This is a genomic window from Halomonas sp. B23F22_20 (assembly GCF_043496985.1).
GTDB lineage: Bacteria > Pseudomonadota > Gammaproteobacteria > Pseudomonadales > Halomonadaceae > Halomonas.
Window position 1 is genome coordinate 117,008 of record NZ_JBIEKH010000008.1, and the last position, 19,874, is coordinate 136,881.

The 19,874-nt window shown below is 64.8% G+C and carries 21 protein-coding genes; 10 read left to right on the forward strand and 11 right to left on the reverse strand.

Going from position 1 to position 19,874, the window contains the following annotated elements:
* Positions 1–423, forward strand: coding sequence for a SufE family protein (locus ACGTN6_RS08555; RefSeq protein ID WP_394590964.1), 423 nt, complete (start codon positions 1–3; stop codon positions 421–423).
* Between the two features lie 122 nt (positions 424–545).
* Here ACGTN6_RS08555 and yidD read toward each other — a convergent pair whose 3' ends face one another.
* The 6 genes from yidD to ACGTN6_RS08585 all read right to left on the reverse strand — a co-directional run bounded on the left by yidD (position 546) and on the right by ACGTN6_RS08585 (position 5,280).
* Entirely contained in the window at positions 546–905 is a 360-nt protein-coding gene (gene yidD / locus ACGTN6_RS08560; RefSeq protein ID WP_394590965.1) for a membrane protein insertion efficiency factor YidD, read from the reverse strand.
* Positions 906–909: 4 nt separating this feature from the next.
* On the reverse strand, positions 910–1,350 hold the full coding sequence (gene hisI / locus ACGTN6_RS08565; RefSeq protein ID WP_394590966.1) for a phosphoribosyl-AMP cyclohydrolase: 441 nt from the start codon (positions 1,348–1,350) through the stop codon (positions 910–912).
* On the reverse strand, positions 1,347–1,817 hold the full coding sequence (locus ACGTN6_RS08570) for a Fur family transcriptional regulator (protein WP_394590967.1): 471 nt from the start codon (positions 1,815–1,817) through the stop codon (positions 1,347–1,349). The genes hisI and ACGTN6_RS08570 overlap by 4 nt, the downstream gene beginning before the upstream one ends.
* 91 nt (positions 1,818–1,908) lie before the next feature.
* Positions 1,909–2,889, reverse strand: coding sequence for an alpha-L-glutamate ligase-like protein (locus ACGTN6_RS08575; RefSeq protein ID WP_394590968.1), 981 nt, complete (start codon positions 2,887–2,889; stop codon positions 1,909–1,911).
* Between the two features lie 4 nt (positions 2,890–2,893).
* Entirely contained in the window at positions 2,894–4,405 is a 1,512-nt protein-coding gene (locus ACGTN6_RS08580) for an inactive transglutaminase family protein (protein WP_394590969.1), read from the reverse strand.
* 35 nt (positions 4,406–4,440) lie between these two features.
* Positions 4,441–5,280 (reverse strand): ATP-dependent zinc protease family protein, encoded by an 840-nt coding sequence (locus ACGTN6_RS08585; RefSeq protein ID WP_394590970.1) that lies wholly within the window; start codon positions 5,278–5,280, stop codon positions 4,441–4,443.
* A gap of 271 nt (positions 5,281–5,551) precedes the next feature.
* Here ACGTN6_RS08585 and ACGTN6_RS08590 point away from each other — a divergent pair, with 271 nt between their 5' ends.
* Positions 5,552–6,094, forward strand: a complete 543-nt coding sequence (locus ACGTN6_RS08590) for a DUF3833 domain-containing protein (protein WP_394590971.1) — start codon at positions 5,552–5,554, stop codon at positions 6,092–6,094.
* A 208-nt stretch (positions 6,095–6,302) separates the two neighbouring features.
* Here ACGTN6_RS08590 and ACGTN6_RS08595 read toward each other — a convergent pair whose 3' ends face one another.
* The 4 genes from ACGTN6_RS08595 to gorA form a co-directional block, all read right to left on the reverse strand.
* Positions 6,303–6,719, reverse strand: a complete 417-nt coding sequence (locus ACGTN6_RS08595; RefSeq protein ID WP_183387308.1) for an ectoine synthase — start codon at positions 6,717–6,719, stop codon at positions 6,303–6,305.
* A gap of 109 nt (positions 6,720–6,828) precedes the next feature.
* Positions 6,829–8,094 carry a diaminobutyrate--2-oxoglutarate transaminase gene (ectB, locus tag ACGTN6_RS08600; RefSeq protein WP_394590972.1) on the reverse strand — a complete coding sequence of 422 codons (1,266 nt, stop codon included), beginning with the start codon at positions 8,092–8,094 and terminating at the stop codon, positions 6,829–6,831.
* A gap of 83 nt (positions 8,095–8,177) precedes the next feature.
* Complete coding sequence (ectA, locus tag ACGTN6_RS08605) at positions 8,178–8,756, reverse strand: diaminobutyrate acetyltransferase (protein WP_394590973.1); 579 nt, start codon at positions 8,754–8,756, stop codon at positions 8,178–8,180.
* A 260-nt stretch (positions 8,757–9,016) separates the two neighbouring features.
* Complete coding sequence (gene gorA / locus ACGTN6_RS08610; protein ID WP_394590975.1) at positions 9,017–10,378, reverse strand: glutathione-disulfide reductase; 1,362 nt, start codon at positions 10,376–10,378, stop codon at positions 9,017–9,019.
* A gap of 150 nt (positions 10,379–10,528) precedes the next feature.
* Here gorA and can point away from each other — a divergent pair, with 150 nt between their 5' ends.
* The 8 genes from can (at position 10,529) to ACGTN6_RS08650 (ending at position 19,270) form a co-directional block, all read left to right on the forward strand.
* Complete coding sequence (gene can, locus ACGTN6_RS08615) at positions 10,529–11,182, forward strand: carbonate dehydratase (protein ID WP_394590976.1); 654 nt, start codon at positions 10,529–10,531, stop codon at positions 11,180–11,182.
* A gap of 168 nt (positions 11,183–11,350) precedes the next feature.
* Positions 11,351–12,925 (forward strand): ABC transporter substrate-binding protein, encoded by a 1,575-nt coding sequence (locus tag ACGTN6_RS08620; RefSeq protein WP_394590977.1) that lies wholly within the window; start codon positions 11,351–11,353, stop codon positions 12,923–12,925.
* A 104-nt stretch (positions 12,926–13,029) separates the two neighbouring features.
* Positions 13,030–14,076, forward strand: a complete 1,047-nt coding sequence (locus ACGTN6_RS08625; RefSeq protein WP_394590978.1) for an ABC transporter permease — start codon at positions 13,030–13,032, stop codon at positions 14,074–14,076.
* Entirely contained in the window at positions 14,073–15,029 is a 957-nt protein-coding gene (locus tag ACGTN6_RS08630) for an ABC transporter permease (RefSeq protein ID WP_394590979.1), read from the forward strand. The genes ACGTN6_RS08625 and ACGTN6_RS08630 overlap by 4 nt, the downstream gene beginning before the upstream one ends.
* Positions 15,030–15,044: 15 nt before the next feature.
* Positions 15,045–16,064 carry an ABC transporter ATP-binding protein gene (locus ACGTN6_RS08635; RefSeq protein WP_394590981.1) on the forward strand — a complete coding sequence of 340 codons (1,020 nt, stop codon included), beginning with the start codon at positions 15,045–15,047 and terminating at the stop codon, positions 16,062–16,064.
* A 68-nt stretch (positions 16,065–16,132) separates the two neighbouring features.
* Positions 16,133–17,170 carry an ABC transporter ATP-binding protein gene (locus tag ACGTN6_RS08640; RefSeq protein ID WP_394591072.1) on the forward strand — a complete coding sequence of 346 codons (1,038 nt, stop codon included), beginning with the start codon at positions 16,133–16,135 and terminating at the stop codon, positions 17,168–17,170.
* 157 nt (positions 17,171–17,327) lie between these two features.
* Positions 17,328–18,248 (forward strand): LysR family transcriptional regulator, encoded by a 921-nt coding sequence (locus ACGTN6_RS08645; protein WP_394590983.1) that lies wholly within the window; start codon positions 17,328–17,330, stop codon positions 18,246–18,248.
* Positions 18,245–19,270, forward strand: coding sequence for a hydrolase (locus tag ACGTN6_RS08650; protein WP_394590984.1), 1,026 nt, complete (start codon positions 18,245–18,247; stop codon positions 19,268–19,270). Before ACGTN6_RS08645 ends, ACGTN6_RS08650 begins: the two co-directional genes overlap by 4 nt.
* Here the strand turns inward: ACGTN6_RS08650 and msrA are convergent.
* On the reverse strand, positions 19,251–19,865 hold the full coding sequence (msrA, locus tag ACGTN6_RS08655; RefSeq protein WP_394590985.1) for a peptide-methionine (S)-S-oxide reductase MsrA: 615 nt from the start codon (positions 19,863–19,865) through the stop codon (positions 19,251–19,253). The genes ACGTN6_RS08650 and msrA overlap by 20 nt on opposite strands.
* Positions 19,866–19,874: the final 9 nt, after the last annotated feature.

Below are 19,874 nucleotides of genomic sequence, written 5' to 3' on the forward strand. Positions count from 1 at the left end.
ATGACCACCATGACCGCCGAGCAGGCCCAGCAGGAACTCGTCGACGAGTTCGAGATGTTCGACAACTGGATGGATCGCTACCAGTACATCATCGACCTCGGCAAGCAGCTGCCGGCCTTCCCAGAGGAGTGGAAGACCGACGAGCGCAAGATCCAGGGCTGCCAGTCCAACGTCTGGATGCATCACGCGCGCGACGGCGAGTGCCTGCATTTTCAAGCGATCTCCGATGCCGCCATCGTCTCCGGCCTGATCGCCGTGCTGATGCGCATCTATAACGATCGTCGGCCGGAAGACATTCGCGACACCAGCCCCCACTTCCTCAAGGATCTGGGCCTCGACAAGCACCTGTCACCGACGCGCAGCAATGGCCTTAACGCGATGCTCGAACGTATCTATCGCGTCGCCGAGCAGGAAGCCGCCTGAGAACGGTCGGCGCACGTCGACTTTCCTGATAAAGCTCTCCGCGGCAGCCAAAGCGCCCGTAGGTGATCGTCATGTCGCCTACGGGCGTTTCGTATGGATCGTGCGGCTGGCGAGGCGATGCGCTAGCGGGATGCCTCGTTGCGTGATGATGAGGCGTCATCAGGATCGCGATGGCGAAAATGCTCGTCGAGCTCGGGATCTTCCCGGCACAGCCGTTCACTGGGGCCGCCGGGGACAGGGTCGATGCCGCCATCGGCGCCCGGATGACAGCGCGCAATACGCCGGATGGCCAGCCAGCCGCCCTTGAGCGGGCCATGAACCTTCAGGGCTTCTGCCGTGTAGTGGGAGCAGCTCGGCCAGTAGCGGCAGCGCGGACCGAGCAGAGGGCTCAGGATCAGCTGATAGGCCTTGACCGCCCCCAGCAGGGGTAACACCAGCAGGCGCCCGGCGAGATACTGGACGCGGTGGAGCAGGGCGGTCATGGCGTCACGGCTTGCCGTAGAGCGCGGCGGGGTCGATCAGCGGCGCCGAGGCGATCCGTGCCTCTTCGCCTTCGAGAACCACGTAGAAGCAGTTGCGACGCCCGGTGTGGCAGGCCGGTCCCGTCTGTTCGACCTGCAGCAGCAGGGTATCGCCGTCGCAGTCGAGAGCGGCGCGTTTCAGGCGCTGCTGCTGGCCCGAGGACTCTCCCTTGCGCCACAGCTTGCCTCGTGAACGCGACCAGTAGCAGACCTGGCCGGTGTCGAGCGTTTCTTCCAGGGACTCGCGATTCATCCATGCCATCATCAGTACCTCCCCGCTGTCGTGTTGCTGGGCGATGGCGGGAATCAGGCCGTCGTCGTTGAAGCGGATCGCATCCAGGATCTCGCCGAGCGGCCGGCGGCTGTCGCACTCGGCGCTCTCCAGGCGCTTGAAGGTATCGGTCATGAGCTCTCCGATGCTCGAGGTGTCGCAGTGGTCGATCGGCAGGCCTCGCATTGCCCGAGCAGCTCGATGGTCTGGCGCTGCACGGCGAAGCCGAGCTCGCGGGCGCGGCGGCCGAGCTGGGTGTTGATGTCGTCGAGATGCAGCTCTTCGACCCGCCCGCAGTCGCGACAGATCAGCAGCTGGAAGCCATGGGCATGCTCCGGACAGGGACAGGCCACATAGGCATTGAGCGACTCGATTCGGTGCACCAGCCCCTGGTCGATCAGAAACTCCAGGGCGCGATACACGGTCGGGGGGCGAGCGGACGCATGCTCGGTGGCGAGGCGATCGAGCAGCTCGTAGGCCTTGAGTCCGCCGCGGGTGTCGGCAATCAGTTGCAGCACTCGCTGGCGGATCGGCGTGAAGCGCACGCCACGTTGGCGGCACTGTCGCTCAGCCTGTTGCATCAGGGCGCTGGAATCGGTCATGCGGGCCATGCGGTCTTGGATTGAGAAACATATTCTACGCGCCCGGCATCTTCCGAGCCAGCCGGGCGAGTGCGGACAGGGCAGAGCGGTCTCAGGCCTCGGCCGCTTCCCGGGCCACGAGTTCGAGTTCGCTGCGCCGGGCGAAGTGGTGCTGGGCGAAGGCGACACGCTCATCGGGGGCGATGCCCTCGGGCTGTTGCTCGATGAGATCGAGCCTGGGGCGGAGTCCTTCGCCGTTGGCCATCTGGATGGCCAGGCCGGGGCGAGCGTTGAGCTCCAGCAGCATGGGACCATACTGGCGGTCCAGCACCATGTCGGTGCCAAGATAGCCCAGCGCCGTCATCTCGTAGCAGCTCGCCGCCAGCTCGAGCAGCGTCTTCCAGCCGGGGATCTGCAGGCTGGCCAGCTCGTGTCCAGTATCCGGGTGATCGTGACGGGCGCGATCGAACTGCACCCCGCGGATCGCCGTACCGCTGGCGATGTCGATGCCCACGCCCACGGCGCCCTGGTGCAGGTTGGCCTTGCCGTCGGAGGCGGCGGTCGACAGCCTCATCATGGCCATCACCGGATAGCCCTTGAAGACGATGACCCTGATGTCCGGTACCCCTTCGTAGCTGTACTCGGCGAAGGTTTCATCGAAATCGATCAGTGCCTCGATCAGCGCCACGTCCGGCGAGCCGCCCAGGGAGTAGAGTCCGGACAGAATGTTGGAAACGTGACGCTCGACATCCTCGAGGCTTAGGTGCGCACCGCTGGGTTTGACGAAGTGGGCGCCGTCGCGACGGTCGATCACCAGGATGCCCTTGCCGCCGCTGCCCTTGGCCGGCTTGATCACGAAGCCGGCGTGGGCGGCCAGCATCTCATGGATGTGCTTGACGCCGAACTGAGTGGTCACGGTGCCGATCAGCGCCGGCGTGGTAATCGCATGCTGCTGGGCGAGCAGCTTGGTCTTGAGCTTGTCGTCGACGAGCGGGTACAGCCGTCGGTCATTGTAGCGGCCGATATAGCGAATATTACGCCGATTCATGCCGATGATGCCCTTGGCGCGTAGCCGTGCCGGGGAGGTCCACATGCGATCAGTCCTCCGTGACTGGCTTGAAGCGGCGCAGCTCGAGCAGTCGGTAACCGGTGTAGTTGCCGAGCATCAGGATCAGCGCCATCAAAATCAGCTGGACGCCGAGGAAGTTGAAGGTGATGTGCCGTATCCACGGGTTGTTCATGGCCAGGTAGGCAAGCACTGCGGTGAGCAAGCTGCCCCCGCCCTGTATCAGCACTTCCTTGGGGCCTTCCTCTTCCCACAGAATCGACATGCGCTCGATGGTCCACGACAGGATGATCATCGGGAAGAAGGTGATTTGCAGTCCAGCGTTGAGGCCGAGTCGGTACGATAGCACGGAGAACAGCGAAATGATGGCGATCACCGTGATGATGACCGCCGTTACTCTCGCCACTAGCAATAGATTCAAGTAGGACAGGTAGTTACGAATCACCAGCCCCACGGCGACCACCAGCAGGAAACCGACAAGGCCGGTAAGCAAGGTGGTCTGTATGAAAGCCAGGGCGATCAGCACCGGCATGAAGGTGCCTGACGTCTTGATGCCGATCAGCACTCGCAGCAGCACTACGACCAGGGCGCCGATGGGAATCAGCAGGATGGTCTGGAACAGCGCCTGCTCTTCGAGCGGCAGGCTATGGATGGAGAAGTTGAGCAGGGTGCCGGCATCCTCGGCCAGCTGGCTGCGCACCGCGGCGGCGGCCGGCTGGCTTCGCGAGATCATCGAGAAGCTGACCCGCGAGTTGGTACCGCCCTGGACCTCGAGCACCGAGCGACCGGCATTTTCCCACAGCAGCAGGTTGTCCGGATGCCCTTGCTCGCCGGTGGCCGGATCGAACAGGGCGCTGTGATCACCATCGTAAACCTGGATCCACGAGGTGAGGGTCTGGCGACGTCTGCCATTTTCCAGCAGCAGTCCGCTGACCTCGCGGGCCGGCACTCCCGCCTGGTCGAGCAGGCGCAGCAGCAACGGGCCACGATCGAACTGGGTCAGTAACAGACGGGCATTCTCGCCTTGGCGCTCGTCACTGAAGCCGTGGATCAGCTGGCGGGCGAAGGTGAAGGGGTCGGCGCTGCGCGACCAAGCATAATCGATGACTTCCTGGGCGGCGGTATCGTAAGGCGGCTCCCAGACCACGTTGGGATCCGGCGTCGGGGCGGGGACGTCGTTGGACCGGGCCTGTGGCGCGACCAGGATCTGAGCGCTGTAATAGAGCTGCTGGTTGCCCTGGGCGTCACGTACCGACCACAGAGCACGCCGGGCACCGTTTTCTTCCAGGTAGTTCAGCCCATAGCCGGGTGAAGCGGTATGTTCGGTGAGCACCCGAAAGCCGCGCTGGGTGGAAGGCAAGGCCATTTCCACCTTGGCGGGACCGCCATCGGCGAGGAAATTCACCTGCGCCTCGATCTCCCACACCTGGCGCTGCTCGCCCGGCGTCCAGGGGACCTCGAACTGGACGTGACGATGCACGCTCATGGCGATGCCGGCGACCAGCAGCAGGGCGACGATGAGATAGAAGGGTAGTCGGGTCATGTCGGCTTCCTTGGATGCGGGGCGTGACTCACCACTCAGGGGGCCGGCGCGTCATCTTGTGTTTCGGGAGCGGCGTCGGCCTCCGCTGCCGACGAAGAGGGATATTCGGGGCGGTCATACACGTGCCGGCGCGCGACGTCGACGATGGCGATATCCATGAGGAAGCGGCGCCCGAGCAGCACGGGATAGTCGAGATGCGTGCGGTCGTTGAGGGTGAATTCCACGGCCTCGCGAAGCGGCCCCAGCGTCATCAGCAGGCGGATCACTGGGCGCGATTCCTCGCCGGCGGCCTGGACGACCTTGACCCGGCGTTCCACCGGCGCCTCGATCCAGTCGTCACGCACGGCCTCGACCACGGCATCCTCGTCGTTGAGGCCTAACTTGAAGCGCACCCAATCTTCGCCGTCGCGTTCGAACGAGGTGATCTCAGTCGCCGACAGCGAGGACGTGTTGGCGCCTGAATCCACGCGCGCCTCCAGAAAGGTGCCGACCTTGGGCAGGCCGATCCACTCGTTGCGGCCCAACAGGGTCTTGTTGTCGAGCCGTTCGTCCGCGGCAGGACACTCGCGGGTCACGGGGTCCTGTGGTGCTTCGTGCCGCAGGCCGGAGAGATCGCGTCGAACCTCACGCAGCAGGTGGCCGACCTCGCGCACGTCGGCACGCAGGGCGAGCTGTTCGTCACGCTGGTGCATCAGTGCCTGATCTCGGACATCGCAGCGGGCCGCTAGCTGCGTCTCGAGACGATCGATGCGTGACTCGAAGGCCTGTGGCGTCAGCGGCTCGGGCGGCTCCTCGCGGTGCATGGGCACCAGGCCACAGCCTCCGAGCGACAGCAGGACGGCGAGCGGCAGAATCAGCGAGGGGCGAATCGGCATGTCGAGGACATCCTTGGCTGGGGCGAGTGGAACGGCTTAGGCCACGCGAATGGCCGCAAAGATGATAAGGAGCGGGACACGACCTGTCCACGATGGACGGGGAGCGGCAGCCCATGCCATCAAGCCTTGCACGAGTTCTTCACAATACCAATTTAACATAATATATATTATGCGAATATCTGATTGGGTACGTGGCCGGAACCGCTCGAATGGCATTTCGGCGTGATGCGCCCTATATTTTCTATACTAAATGTCTACAAGGAATCTGTTCATGTATAGAAAAATGCGTCTCGCCGCTTACTGGCTCCCCCTTCTGTTGCTGTCGGGCTGTGCCGGCGTCGATGTCGAACAGTATGCCGGTACCACGCCGCGGCTCGATATCGCCGAGTACTTCGAAGGCCAGACGAAAGCCTGGGGCATGGTCCAGGACTACAGCGGCGAGGTGCAGCGACGCTTCACCGTCAACATCGAGGGCCGCGTCGACGGCGACACCCTGACCCTGGACGAGCGGTTCACCTATGCCGACGGCGAAACCGACCGCCGCGTCTGGACCTTCGAGCGGCTCGGCGACGGTCGCTGGGAGGGACATGCCAGCGACGTCGAGGGGCCGGTGTCGGCGCGTCAGGCCGGTCACGCCTTTCACATGAGCTACCCGCTCGAGGTGACGGTCGACGGCCGCGACATCACCTTCAGCATGGATGACTGGATGTACCTGCAGCCAGATGGAAAGCTGATCAATCGCACGGCCATGCGTAAGTTCGGCCTGACCCTGGCCGAGATCACGATCGCTTTCGAGCGTGATTCCTCGCACTGACGTCTGGACCCTGCCGCCTCGTCTGACGACGAGACTCAAACTTGTTCTGCAGGCAGGGATTGTTTTTCCACCTTTTCCAGCGCGATCGCAATGAATAAAGCGGCATTCTCCGGGCACGATCCCGTCATCCCGCTATTGGCCACCCACAACAAGATGGCCCCGATTCCCATGGCGGGAACCGGGGCCGAGGCGTGTCACGCCGGAAGCCTTACAGCGGCTTGCTGTCGTCGGCTTCTTCGTCGGCGGGCGCGTAGGAGCCGTCCTCGCGGTGCACTTCCTTGCCGGTCAGGCCGGGGGTGAACACGCACGCCAGGTGCATGGTCTTGCTGGCCCGCAGCAGATGGTCGTCGTGCTGATCGAGGATGTAGATATCGCCCGGCTTGATCGGCCAGATCTTGCCGTCGGCCAGGGTCTCGACCTCGCCTTCACCCTCGATGCAGTAAACCGCCTCGAAGTGATGCTTGTAGTGGATGTGGGTCTCGGTGCCCTCGAAGATACGGGTGATATGGAAGGAGCAGTTGCCACCGTCCTCGGCGAGCGACAAGCGAGTGCTGTCCCAGTTGCCGTTTTCGGCGGTGACCAGGCGGTCGGTCTTGCGTGCTTCCTCGAGATTGCGAACGATCATGGCGTTCTCCATATCCTGTCTGTTTGAAAGCCGCCCGGTCTCACCGGTCGGCACGATGACCACAGGCGAGCCGCGAAGGCGCCTGCGGTCATGATGCGAAGGCTCCGGCTCAGAGGGCCTGTTTGGCGCTGGCCTCGAGGATATCCAGCCCCTCGATCAGGTCCTCATCGGGAATGGTCAGCGGGCATAGGCACTTGACCACTTCGCCGTCCTGGCCGCTGGTCTCGATGATCAGGCCGTTCTCGAAGGCCTTGGCAGTGATCTTGTCGGCGATATCGCCGCTACCCACGTCGATGCCACGCATCAGGCCGCGGCCTCGCTCGGAAGCCTCGATACCCTTCTCTTCACCGAGCCAGGTAGCGATCTTCTGGAACCGCTCCTCGACGATGCGGGCCTTGCGCTGAACGTCACGCTCGAAGGTGTCATCGCTCCAGTACTTGCGCAGAGCCGCCGCGGCAGTGGCAAAGGCCAGGTTGAAGCCCCGGAACGTCCCGTTGTACTGCCCTGGCTTCCACTTGTCGAGTTCCGGGCGCATCAGCACGTGGGCGAACGGCAGGCCGAAACCAGACAGCGACTTCGAGTTGGTCACGATGTCCGGTGTCACGCCGGCGTGCTCGAAGCTGAAGAACTTGCCGGTACGGCCGCAGCCGGCCTGGATGTCGTCGATGATCAGCAGGATGTCGTTGGCGCGGCAGATGCCTTCCAGGCGCTTGAGCCACTCCAGGCCGGCAACGTTGATGCCGCCCTCCCCCTGCACCGTCTCCACGATCACCGCGGCCGGCACGTCCAGGCCGCCGGACTTGTCGCCGAGCAGCTTCTCGAAGTAATCCAGGGTGTCGGTGGCCTCGCCCATGTAACCGTCGAACGGCAGGAAAGACGCTCCCACGGTCGGTACGCCACCGGTGGCTTCGCGGAACTTGCGGTTACCGGTGGTGGCCAGCGCCCCCATGGTCACGCCGTGGAAACCATTGGTGAAGCTGACGATATTGTGACGACCCTTGGCGACGCGAGCCAGGCGAATGGCGGCCTCGACGGCGTTGGTGCCGGTCGGCCCCGGGAAGTGCACCTTGTAGTCCAGGCCGCGCGGTTTGAAGATCACCTCTTCCAGGGTCTCCAGGTAGTCGCGCTTGGCGGCGGTCCAGAAGTCCAGGCCGTGAACGATGCCGTCCGTGGCCAGGTAATCGACCAGCGCCTGCTTGATGTGCGGGTTGTTGTGGCCGTAGTTCAGGGTGCCGGCCCCAGCCAGGAAGTCGATGTACTCGCGGCCGGTCTCGTCGGTCAGGCGAGCATTCTGCGCCTTGGTGAAGACGACCGGGAAGGAGCGAGAATAGGTCCGGACGTCGGACTCCATGCGTTCGAGGGTCTGGGTCTGCATTGCGACCTCCTGTCGGATGAAAGCGGGAACGTAAGGGTACTGAACCGGCCCGCGAGGGGCCGGCGAGATATTCGATGTGGCACTCAGATGTCGGCGGTCTGGAAGGGGCCGATGCGCACGAGGTTTTCAGGGTCGTGCTCGCCGCCGAGCTGGTCGGTGGAGAAATATTCGCGACTGTTCAGCGGCGCCTGCCAGCGGTCGGCGAGACGGCGGAACAGCCCCCAGGACGCTTGGTTGTCCGGGGTGATGGTGGTCTCGAGGTGGTGCACGTCGGCCAGCTCCGGACGCGTCATCACGGCTTCCACCAGACGACGCGCCAGGCCGGTTCCACGGGCCTTCTCGCCCACGGCGACCTGCCACAGGAAGTAGGTGTCGGGCGCATTGCTCTTCACGTAGCCGGAGACGAAACCGACGATCTCGCCCTCCTCGTTGGTGGCCACGGCGCAGCTGTCACGGAACTGGGTCGCCAGCAGGAGGTAGGCGTAGGCGGAATTGACGTCCAGCGGCGGGCAGGACTTGACCAGCTCGTAGATGCCCCATCCATCGTCGGGGTTGGGCTTGCGGATGAACAGCGGGGTGGCCTGATGGCCGACAACGGCATCGGCCACGCTGGGCCGGGCGAGGTCGGCGGAGGGAATGAAGGGCTCTGTGGTTGCGTTCATTGTCATGTTCGCTGTAGCGAATTTGGGAAGCATCATAACAGCCGCTTACCTGCTTTTCAAAAAGCAGATTATCCTGCTGCGCTAAAACCATAATGCGAAATTATAGTATAGGCAAAAGCGTCGGTGGTGCGGGCTTTTTTCTCAGCGTAGTCGGTCTCTGAGCTGAGGGGGCTGTCGTCGCCAACGCAAACGGGCCACCCCATTCAGGGTGGCCCGTTCGTGTGGCGAAAACGTGACGACGAGATGTCGCTGCCGGCCGTCTAACGACGGCTTGGCGTACGCATGGTCACGAATTCTTCGGCACCGGTCGGATGGATGCCCACCGTCTGGTCGAACTGGGCCTTGGTCAGCCCGGCGCGCACGGCGATGGCGATGCCCTGGATGACCTCGCCGGCCTCCTCGCCGACCATATGGGCCCCGACCACCACGTCGCTCTCGTCATCGACGATCAGCTTCATCAGGCAGCGTTCGTCGCTGCCGGACAGGGTGTGCTTCATGGGCCGGAAGTCGGCGCTGTAGACACGAATGGCCTCGAAGCGCTCGCGGGCTGCCTCCTCGGAGAGCCCCACGGTGCCGATGTTGGGGTGACAGAACACCGCCGTGGCAATGCGCTCGTAGTCCAGCGGCTCGGGGGTGGTATCGCCGAAGTGGTGCTCGACCAACTTCATGGCCTCCTCCAGCGCCACCGGGGTCAGCTCGGGGCCACCGGTCACATCGCCCAGCGCCAGGATCGAGGGCACTGACGTCTCGAAGCGCTCGTTGACGGCGAGCGTACCGTCGTCATGGGTGGCGATGTCGAACTGGTCCAGACCCAGCCCTTCCAGGTGCGGACGGCGCCCGGTGGCGGCCAGCACCGCGTCGACCTCGAGGCTCTCACCGCTGGTCAGGGTCACCTTGAGGCCCCCTTCGACCTTTTCGATGGCCTCGACGTTGGTGTCGAAGTGCAGGTTGACGCCCTTCTTGGCCATCTCGTCGCGGGTGAACTCGCGCACTTCGCGATCGAAGCCGCGCAGGAACATTTCACCGCGGTAGATCAGGTGGGTGTCGCTGCCCAGGCCGTTGAAGATGCTGGCGAACTCCACCGCGATGTAGCCGCCACCCAGCACCAGGAAACGCTCGGGGAAGCTGTCGAGGTCGAAGACCCGGTTGGAGTCCAGGGTCAGTTCCTTGCCCGGGAAGTCGGGCACCCAGGGCCAGCCACCCACGGCGACCAGGATCTTCTCGGCGCTGACTGTCTCGTCGGCAACGCTGACGTGATGGGCGTCGAGCACCTTGGCACGGCCATTGATCAAACGCACCCCGGCGTTATCCAGCAGCCGGCCGTAGATGCCGTTCAGGCGCTTGATCTCGCCGATCTTGTTGTCACGCAGGGTTGCCCAGTCGAATTCCGGCGCCGCGGGCAGGCTCCAGCCGAAGCCGCCGGCATCCTCGAAGCTGTCGTGGAAGTGGGCGGCATAGGAGTACAGCTTCTTGGGCACGCAGCCGACGTTCACGCAGGTGCCGCCGAGGTAGCGGTCCTCGGCCACGGCAACGCGCGCCCCTGTCGCCGCGGCAGTGCGGGCGGCACGCACTCCGCCGGAACCAGCTCCGATGACGAAGAGGTCGTAATCGTACTTGGACACAGTGATCTCCCGATGGTCGGATCGTCTTCAAGTCGCGTGGATCATACCAGCCGTGGGCAGCCCCCGGGAGGCCCGGGCCATTGACCATGGCTATGCAGGTAATAAAAAATGTGACTCGTCAGTGATCCTGATCATAAGAGACTCCTCCCCATGAAAAACGAAATGAAGCAGCTGCTCGAGCGCAACCGCGAATGGGCGGAAGGCGTCAGCCAGCAGGACCCCGAGTTCTTCGCCCGGCTGTCCCAGCAGCAGAACCCCGACTACCTGTGGATCGGCTGCTCCGACTCTCGGGTGCCGGCCAACCAGATCATCGATCTGCCGCCGGGCGAGGTGTTCGTGCACCGCAACGTGGCGAACCTGCTCCATCACAACGACATGAACGCCCTGTCGGTGGTGCAGTTCGCCGTGGACGTGCTCAAGGTCAAGCACATCATGATCGTCGGCCACTACGGCTGCGGCGGCGTGAAGGCCGCGGTGACCGGTGGCGAGTGCGGCATCGTCGACTACTGGCTGCACTCGGTTCGCGAGCTCTACAGCCTGCACCGCCCCGACCTCGAGCACCTGCCGCTGGAAGAGCAGGTCGATCGCATGTGCGAGCTCAACGTCCAGGCCCAGGTCAACAACCTGTGCCGCACCAAGATCATCCAGCGCGCCTGGCAGCGCGGCCAGCCGCTCGCCGTTCACGGTTGGGTCTACGGCCTGAGCGACGGTCGAGTCACCGATCTGGACTGCAGCGTGACCGGCCTCGACCAGGTCTCCACCCTGTATCGGATCGACCGCGTGACGCCCTCCAGCGAGGACTGATCTCTCGCCGCCCGGCGAGTCCTCATTCGCCGGGCGTATAAGGTCTGTCATTATTTCGATTGTCTTCCTGCCGCGGAACTCTCTATGTTGAGGGTCGGACCGGAACAAACGGTCGTTCGCCTACCGTGAGGCGAAACACATAACAATCCATCCGGCATGGAACGACACATGACAATCAAGAAGACCCTACTGGCCAGCGCCGTCGGCGCCGCCATGACCGCGGCTGCCATCGTCCCGGCGGCCCAGGCCGAAACCTCCCTCAGCATGGCCTACGACGCCGACCCGGTCTCGCTCGATATCCACGAGCAGCTCTCCGGCGGCATCCTGCAGCTCTCCCACATGACCTTCGATCCGCTGGTGCGCTGGAACAAGGACCTCGAGTTCGCTCCGCGTCTAGCCACCGACTGGGAGCAGGTCGACGACACCACCCTGCGCATGACGCTGCGCCAGGGCGTCGAATTCCACAGCGGCAACGCCTTCACCGCCGAGGACGTAGTGTGGACCGTGGAGCGCCTGAAGCGGAGTCCCGACTTCAAGGCGATCTTCGCGCCCATCGCCTCGGTCACTGCGGTCGACGAGCACACCGTGGAGTTCACCACCGAGAAGCCCTATCCGCTGCTGCTCAACCTGGCCACCTACATCTTCCCGATGGACAGCCAGTTCTACAGCGGCGAGGATGCCGACGGCGACCCCAAGGACGAGATCGTCAAGAACGGCAACTCCTACGCTTCACGCCACCTGTCCGGCACCGGTCCCTTCGAGGTCACCGAACGCCAGCAGGGCGTGCGTGTCGTCTTCGAGCGCAACGACGAATACTGGGACGAGGACTCCCCGGGTAACGTCGACGAGATCGTGATGACGCCGATCAGCGAGAACGCCACCCGCGTGGCCGCCCTGCTCTCCGGCGATGTCGACTTCATCGCTCCGGTGCCGCCCAACGACCTGGAGCGCATCCGCAACGACGACGGCACCCAGCTGGTTACCATGTCCGGCACCCGGATCATCCTGTTCCACATGAACCAGGAGCGCGTCGAGGCCTTCCAGGACCCGCGGGTGCGTCAGGCCTTTGCCTACGCCATCAACCAGGAAGGCATCGCCGACCGGCTGATGAAGGGTTTCGCCACTCCGGCCGCTCAGATGTCACCGGAGGGTTATGCGGGCCACGTAGATGGTCTTGAGCCGCGCTACGACGTCGAGCGCGCCAAGGAATTGATGGCCGAGGCCGGCTACGAGGATGGCTTCGAGATCACCATGATGGCGCCCAACAACCGCTACGTGAACGACGCCAAGATCGCCCAGGCGGTGGCCGCCATGCTGGCGCGCATCAACGTCACGGTGGACCTCAAGACCCTGCCCAAGGCCCAGTACTGGGGCGAGTACGACGATCGCGTGGCCGACATGATGATGATCGGCTGGCATGCCGACACCGAGGACTCGGCCAACCTGCACGAATACCTCACCGCCTGTCCGGACGCCGACACCGGCGCCGGACAGTACAATGCCGGCAACTACTGCAATCCGGAGCTCGACGCCTTGGTGGCCGAGGCCAACCTGGAAGTCGACCTCGAGGCCCGCGCCGAGATGCTGCAGCAGGTCGAGCAGACCCTCTATGACGAGGCCGCCTTCATCCCGCTGCACTGGCAGGACCTGGCCTGGGCGTCCGCCACCAACGTCGACATCGAACCGGTCGTCAACGTGATGAACTTCCCCTACCTCGGGGACCTGGTCGTCGAGGAAGAGTGAGTCATCCCTCGCCGGCGGATCGTCGGCGAGGCCTTTCCCCATCCTGACCCGGTGGTGCGCTCGGGACGAGCGCGCCACCCCGTATTACCTACGGGACGCCACTCATGATCGCCTTTCTGATCAAGCGCCTCTTCCATGCGCTGCTGGTGATGTTCGTCATCAGCGTGATCGCCTTCGCCATCCAGGACAACCTGGGCGACCCCATCCAGCAGATGGTCGGCCAGTCAGTGCCGGAGAGCGAGCGCGCCGCACTGCGCGAGGAGCTCGGTCTCAACGACCCCTTCGCGGTGCAGTACTTGCGCTTCGCCGCCAATGCGGCGCAGTTCGACTTCGGCTATTCCTACGTCTTCAACGAGCCGACCACCGACGTCATCCTGCGCCACCTGCCGGCCACCCTGGAGCTGGTGGCTGCCTCGACCTTTCTGATCATCGCCCTGTCGATCCCGATCGGGGTCTACAGCGCCATCAAGCCGCGTGCCTGGCTGTCGCGGTTCTTCATGGGCGTGTCGATCATCGGCATATCGATTCCGGTGTTCCTCACCGCCATCGTGCTGATCCAGCTGTTCGCCATTGGCGTTTCATGGTCACCCTTCCCCGCCGACACCGGCTGGGGGGCCTGGCTCAATGACCTGCTCAGCACCGAGGGCGGCATGCCGGCGTACGGTCGCGGCGACCCGGTCCCGGTATTCGGCACCTGGGAGACCAACTTCGCCTCGCTGGAGGGACTGACCTACCTGGTACTGCCAGCGATCTCGCTGGCCTCGATCATGCTGCCGCTGTTCATCCGCTTGATCCGCGCCGAGATGCTCGAGGTGCTGCAGTCCGAGTACGTCAAGTTCGCCCGCGCCAAGGGCATCTCGCCGCGCCGGATCTACTTCCTGCATGCGCTGAAGAACACCATGCTGCCGGTGATCACCGTCGGCGGGGTGCAGATCGGCACCCTGGTGGCCTACACCATCCTCACCGAGACGGTGTTCCAGTGGCCCGGCATGGGACTGATGTTCCTCGACGCCATCGAACGCTCCGACATTCCGCTGATCGTCACCTACCTGATGATCGTGGGGCTGATCTTCGTGATCACCAACACCCTGGTCGATCTGATCTACGGCCTGGTCAACCCCACCGTCAAGCTGACAGGAAAGCCCGCATGACCACCGAGACCTCCTCTGTTGCGAGCTCGTCCACGGCGAGCCGCTGGGAGCGCTTCCGCGACTCCTACCTGCTCTACAGCTTCAAGCGCGACCTGATCGCCCAGCTCAGCCTTGCGGTGTTCATCGTCATGGTGGCGTGCGCCGTGCTGGCACCCTGGCTTGCGCCAATGAACCCTTACGACCTGGCGCAGATCGATATCCTGGCCTCGGAGCTGCCGCCCTTCTGGGTCGACGGCAGCGACCCGGCCTACGTGATGGGCACCGACGCCCAGGGCCGCGACCTGCTGTCGACCATCCTCTACGGCCTGCGGGTCTCGCTGATCATCGGCTTCGGCGCGGTGGCCATGCAGGCCGCCCTAGGGGTGTGCTTCGGTCTGCTGGCCGGTTATCTGGGCGGTCGCGTCGACGCCTTCCTGATGCGCCTGGCCGATATCCAGCTGTCGTTCTCCACCCTGATGGTGGCGATCGTGGTCGGCGCACTGTTCAAGGCGATCTTCGGCGGCGCCACCTTCAGCGCCTACGCCGTGCCGCTGCTGGTGCTGATCATTGGCCTGGCCGAGTGGCCGCAGTATGCGCGTACCGTGCGTGCCTCGGTGCTGGCCGAGAAGGGCAAGGAATACGTCGACGCGGCCCGGGTGATGGGTCTACGCAGCCGGCGCATCATGTTCCGTCACATCCTGCCCAACACCCTGTCGCCGATCTTCGTCATCTCCACCGTGCAGGTGGCCAACGCCATCATTTCAGAGGCGGCGCTGTCGTTCCTCGGTCTCGGCATGCCCGAGACCCAGCCGTCGCTTGGCTCGTTGATCAAGTCCGGCTTCGACTACATCCAGTCCGGCTCCTGGTGGATCACGCTGATTCCGGGCCTGGTGCTGGTGGTGCTGGTGCTGGTGATCAACCTGCTCGGCGACTGGCTGCGCGACGTCCTCAACCCACGCCTGTACAAGGGCTGAGGCCAAGGAGTTCCCATGTCACTTCTCGAAGTCAATCATCTCGACGTGCGCTTCGCGCTGCGCCGGGGAGACGTCCAGGCCCTGCGCGACGTGTGCTTCAGCCTGGACCGCGGCGAGCGCCTGGGCATCGTCGGCGAGTCCGGCGCCGGCAAGTCGGTAGCCGCCTTCAGCCTGCTCAACCTGATCGCCAAGCCAGGCTACATCGCCGGCGGCAGCATCCGTTTCGACGGCCAGGAACTGATCGGACTGAGCGACCGTGCCCTGCGCCGTATCCGCGGTCATCGCATCTCGATGATCTTCCAGGACCCGATGATGACGCTCAATCCGGTGCTGACCATCGGCGAGCAGATGGTGGAATGCCTCAAGGCCCACCGGCGGATCTCGACCCGCAATGCTCGGGCGATCTCGTTGCGCAAGCTCGAGCAGGTGCAGATCCCCTCACCCGAGGCGCGCCTGGACCAGTATCCCCACGAGCTGTCCGGCGGCATGCGACAGCGGGTGATCATCGCCATCGCACTGCTGCTCGACCCTGACATCATCATCGCCGACGAACCCACCACCGCGCTCGACGTGACCATCCAGGCCGAGATCATGGCGCTGCTGCTGGAGCTGTGCGAGGAACACAACGTCGGCCTGGTGCTGATCACCCACGACCTGGGCGTGGTCAGCCAGGTCACCCAGCGCATGCTGGTGATGTACGCGGGAAGGGTCATCGAGCAGGGACCGACCCGGGAGATCATCAACGATCCCCAGCATCCCTACACCCAGGGGCTGATCAACGCCCTGCCTCAGATGGCCACGCCCGGCGAGCGTCTCAACCAGATACCGGGCAGCATGCCGTCGCTCTCACACCTGCCGAGCGGCTGCGCCTTCCATCCGCGCTGCGGCTTCGTGACCCGGCCCGACGGCTCGCGCCGCCAGGCCTGTGTCGACGAGGTGCCCGGCTTCGTCACCTCCGGCAACTGCCAGGCGGCCTGCCACATGGTCGCCGAGATGATCGAACGCGAACGCATTCCGGCCGAGGAGCAAGACTGATGACCACCGCCTCTCTTTCCACCCCCGGCTCATCCTCGGGCTCCTCCACTGCCGCATCTGACGCCTCGATGGGCGCAGGTGCCGCGGCGCCGGAAGCGACCGCCCCGCTGCTGTCGATGCGCGGCCTGGAGAAGCGCTTCTCGCTCTCCGGCGACTTCCTGGAGCAGCTCAAGTTCAAGGGCGGCAAGCTGGTACGCGAGCAGAAGCACGTGCACGCCATCAACGGCGTCGACCTGGATATCCAGCGCGGCGAGGCGCTGTGCGTGGTCGGCGAGTCCGGCTGCGGCAAGTCCACGGTGGCGCGTACCGTGATGGGGCTGATCCACCCCAGCGCCGGCGAGATCCACTACGACGGTGAACGCATCGATGACCGCTCCACCAAGGAGCTGTTGCCCTTCCGCCGGCGCATGCAGATGATCTTCCAGAATCCCTATGCGTCGCTGAACCCGCGGATGACCATCCAGCAGACCCTGGAAGAGCCGATCCGGCTGCACCATCCCGACTGGTCGCCGGCGAAGGTCAAGGACAAGGTCGCCGATGTGATGTCCTCGGTGGGGATCGCCCCGGACTGGGGTGGGCGCTACGGCCACGAGTTCTCCGGCGGCCAGCGGCAGCGTATCGCCATTGCCCGCGCCCTGGCGGTGGACCCGGAGTTCATCGTCGCCGACGAGCCGATCTCGGCGCTGGACGTTTCGATCCAGGCGCAGGTACTCAACCTGCTGATGGAAGCCCAGCAGCAGCGTAACCTGACCTACCTGTTCATCACCCACGACCTGGCGGTGGTCGAGCATTTCGGCACTCGTGTGGCGGTGATGTACCTGGGCAGGGTCTGCGAGGTTGCGCCCACGGCGACGCTGTTCGATACGCCCCGCCACCCCTACACCCAGGCGCTGATGTCGGCGATCCCCCGGCTCGAGGACGACCGTCCTCAGCATATTCGCCTGGAAGGCGAGGTGCCCACGCCGGTCAAGCTTCCTTCGGGCTGCGTCTTTCATGGCCGCTGCCCTCACGCCAATGCGCGCTGTCGCGACGAGGTGCCGGCGCTGATCGCCACCGATGAAGGCGGGCAGGTGGCCTGTCATGGAGTGGAAGAAGGCCGGATCTAGGCGCTTTCGTCGGGTTCGTGGGAGTGATCTTCAGATCCGGTCCGACGCATCGGCGATCCGCCGCGCAGCGGCAGTGGTGCGCTGACCTGACCGTCTGGTCGACGGCGACTAACCTGAGTAGACTCCTCGGCCCCGGCGATCCGGCACAAGGAACACTATGGAACTACGCTGGCTGGAAGACTTCATCGCCCTGGCGCGGACGCGCCATTTCTCCCGGGCGGCGGAGGCCCAGAATGTGACCCAGCCGACCTTCTCGCGGCGCATCAAGCTGCTCGAAGAGGAGATGGGCACGACCTTGATCAATCGCCAGACCCTGCCACTATCGCTGACACCGGCCGGTGAGGAGTTCCTGGCCCTGTGCCAGGACGTGACCCGACGTGTCGCCACCACCCGAGAGCGGCTGGGGCAGCTGGCCCAGACCGACGCGGGCCGCATTCGCCTGGCCGCCCCCCAGAGCCTGCTGGCCAATTTCCTGCCGGAATGGCTGGCCGGCTTCGCATCGGCGCCGCCGGTGGTGCCCTACCTGCGCGCCACCGGCTGGCTGGTCGATGACTACTTCCAGGCGCTGAGGCGCAATGAGTGCGACCTGGCACTCTGCTACTGGCCTGCCGGGCCCTGTTCGCTGAGCTTCGACACCGAAGGGCTCGATGAGGTGACGCTCGGCGAGGAACGTCTGGTGCCGGTCTCGCAGCCTGACGCCGACGGACGTCCGCGCTTTTCGCTCGAGGACGCCGGGAGGCGCCCCCTGCCGCTGATCGCCTATCACCCGCGAGGACTGATCGATCAGAGCATTCGCGCGCATCTCGAGAGCCTCGGCGAGATGCCCACTTTCAGCGTGCTCAACGAGAGCATCCAGAGCGGCAATATCCGTGAGCTGGTGGGGCTCGGCTACGGCCTGGGCTGGCTGCCAAAACGCACCGTCCAGGCGGCGCTCAGCGCCGGCAGCCTGGTGCCTGCCGGGGGGATACGTTGGGAAGTGCCGCTGCAGGTCCGCCTCTACCGGCACCGGGGCAATCCTCACTCGGCGGTGGACGCCCTATGGTTGCGGCTCACCACCGCGCCTGTGGACGGCACATGACGCCCGGACGTCATGCGGCACGGTTTCGGCCACCGCCGGGTCTGGCCAACCGCCACGTCCAGACCCTGCTGCCGCGACTGCTGCCGTGCCCGCAACCGATGCTGGCCTGGGAAGAGTTGCCGCTGCCGGACGGCGACGTGGTCGAACTGGCCTGGTTGGTGCCGAGCCCAGAGGACGCGGCGGCGCCGCTGTTCGTGCTGTTCCATGGCCTGGAGGGCTCGATGGATTCTCCCTATGCCCGGCAGCTGCTGGCCGGCGCCGCCGAACATGGCCATCGTGCCGTGCTGATGCACTTTCGCGGCTGCGGGCGCCGCCCAAACCGACGCCCGCGCGCCTATCACAGCGGCGATACCGCCGACGCTCACTGGCTGTTGACGCGATTACGGCACCGCTATCCTCGGGCTGCGCTGTTTGCCTGTGGGGTGTCGCTGGGTGCCAACATGCTGCTCAAGCTGGTGGCAGAGGATAGAGCGAATGACCTGGGGCTGGGGGGAGCGATCGCCATCGCACCGCCCGTGAATCTGGCCGCCAGTGCCGACACTCTGGAGCGCGGCTTCGCCCGCCTCTACCAGCGTCATCTGCTCAACGCCCTGAAAGCCAAGGTGGCATCCCGCCTGGCCAGCGGAGAGCTGCCCCTGACGCTGACACCGGCACGCCTCGCCGGTTTCACCACCCTTCGCGAGTACGACGAGGCGGTGACCGCGCCGCTGCATGGCTTCGTCGGTGCCGCCGATTACTATCGACGCGCCGCGGCCGGTCCCCTGCTCGGCGGCATTTTCTTGCCGACCCTGATCTTGCATGCCGATGACGACCCCTTCATGCCGGCAGGGCTCTATGGCGATATCGTGCTGGGCCCTGGCATCCGCCTGGAAACCTCCCGCCACGGCGGCCACGTGGGCTTCGTCGAGTGGCGCGATGGGCGCCTCGGCAGCTGGCTGGCGCGTCGAGTGGCCGACCAGTTGACGTCCTGGTCGACCTCGCAGCGCCAGGCCCGGGGAGCGATCAGCCGATCGGACAGCTGACGCCGGTGCCCTTGAGGCCGCAGTAGCCGCCGGGATTCTTGTCGAGGTACTGCTGGTGGTAGTCCTCGGCGTAGTAGAAGGTCTCGAGCGGAACGATCTCGGTGGTGATCGGACCGCGCCCGACGCGAGCCAGTGCCTCGCCGTAGGCGGCTCGGCTGCGCTCGGCGAGGTCACGCTGGGCCTCGTCGGTGGTGAGGATGATCGAGCGATACTGGGGGCCGATGTCGTTGCCCTGCCGGTCGCCCTGGGTGGGGTCATGGGCCTCCCAGAAGTGGCGCAGCAGGGTTTCCAGGTCGATCACCTTGGGGTCGTAGACCACTCTCACCACTTCAGCATGGCCGGTGCGACCGGTACAGGTCTCGCGATAGGTCGGATTCGGCGTCTCGCCGCCGGCATAGCCCACGGCCGTGACATGCACTCCGGGCAGCTGCCAGAACAGGCGCTCGGCGCCCCAGAAGCAGCCAAGGCCCAGCACGATCTCTGCCAGCCCCTCCGGCCAGGGAGGCGTCATGGCGTTACCGCTGACCGTATGCCGTCCATCGATCGATATCGGTGTATCGCGACCCTCTGGGGCGGTCTGGAAAGAGGCAGGCATGACAGTGCT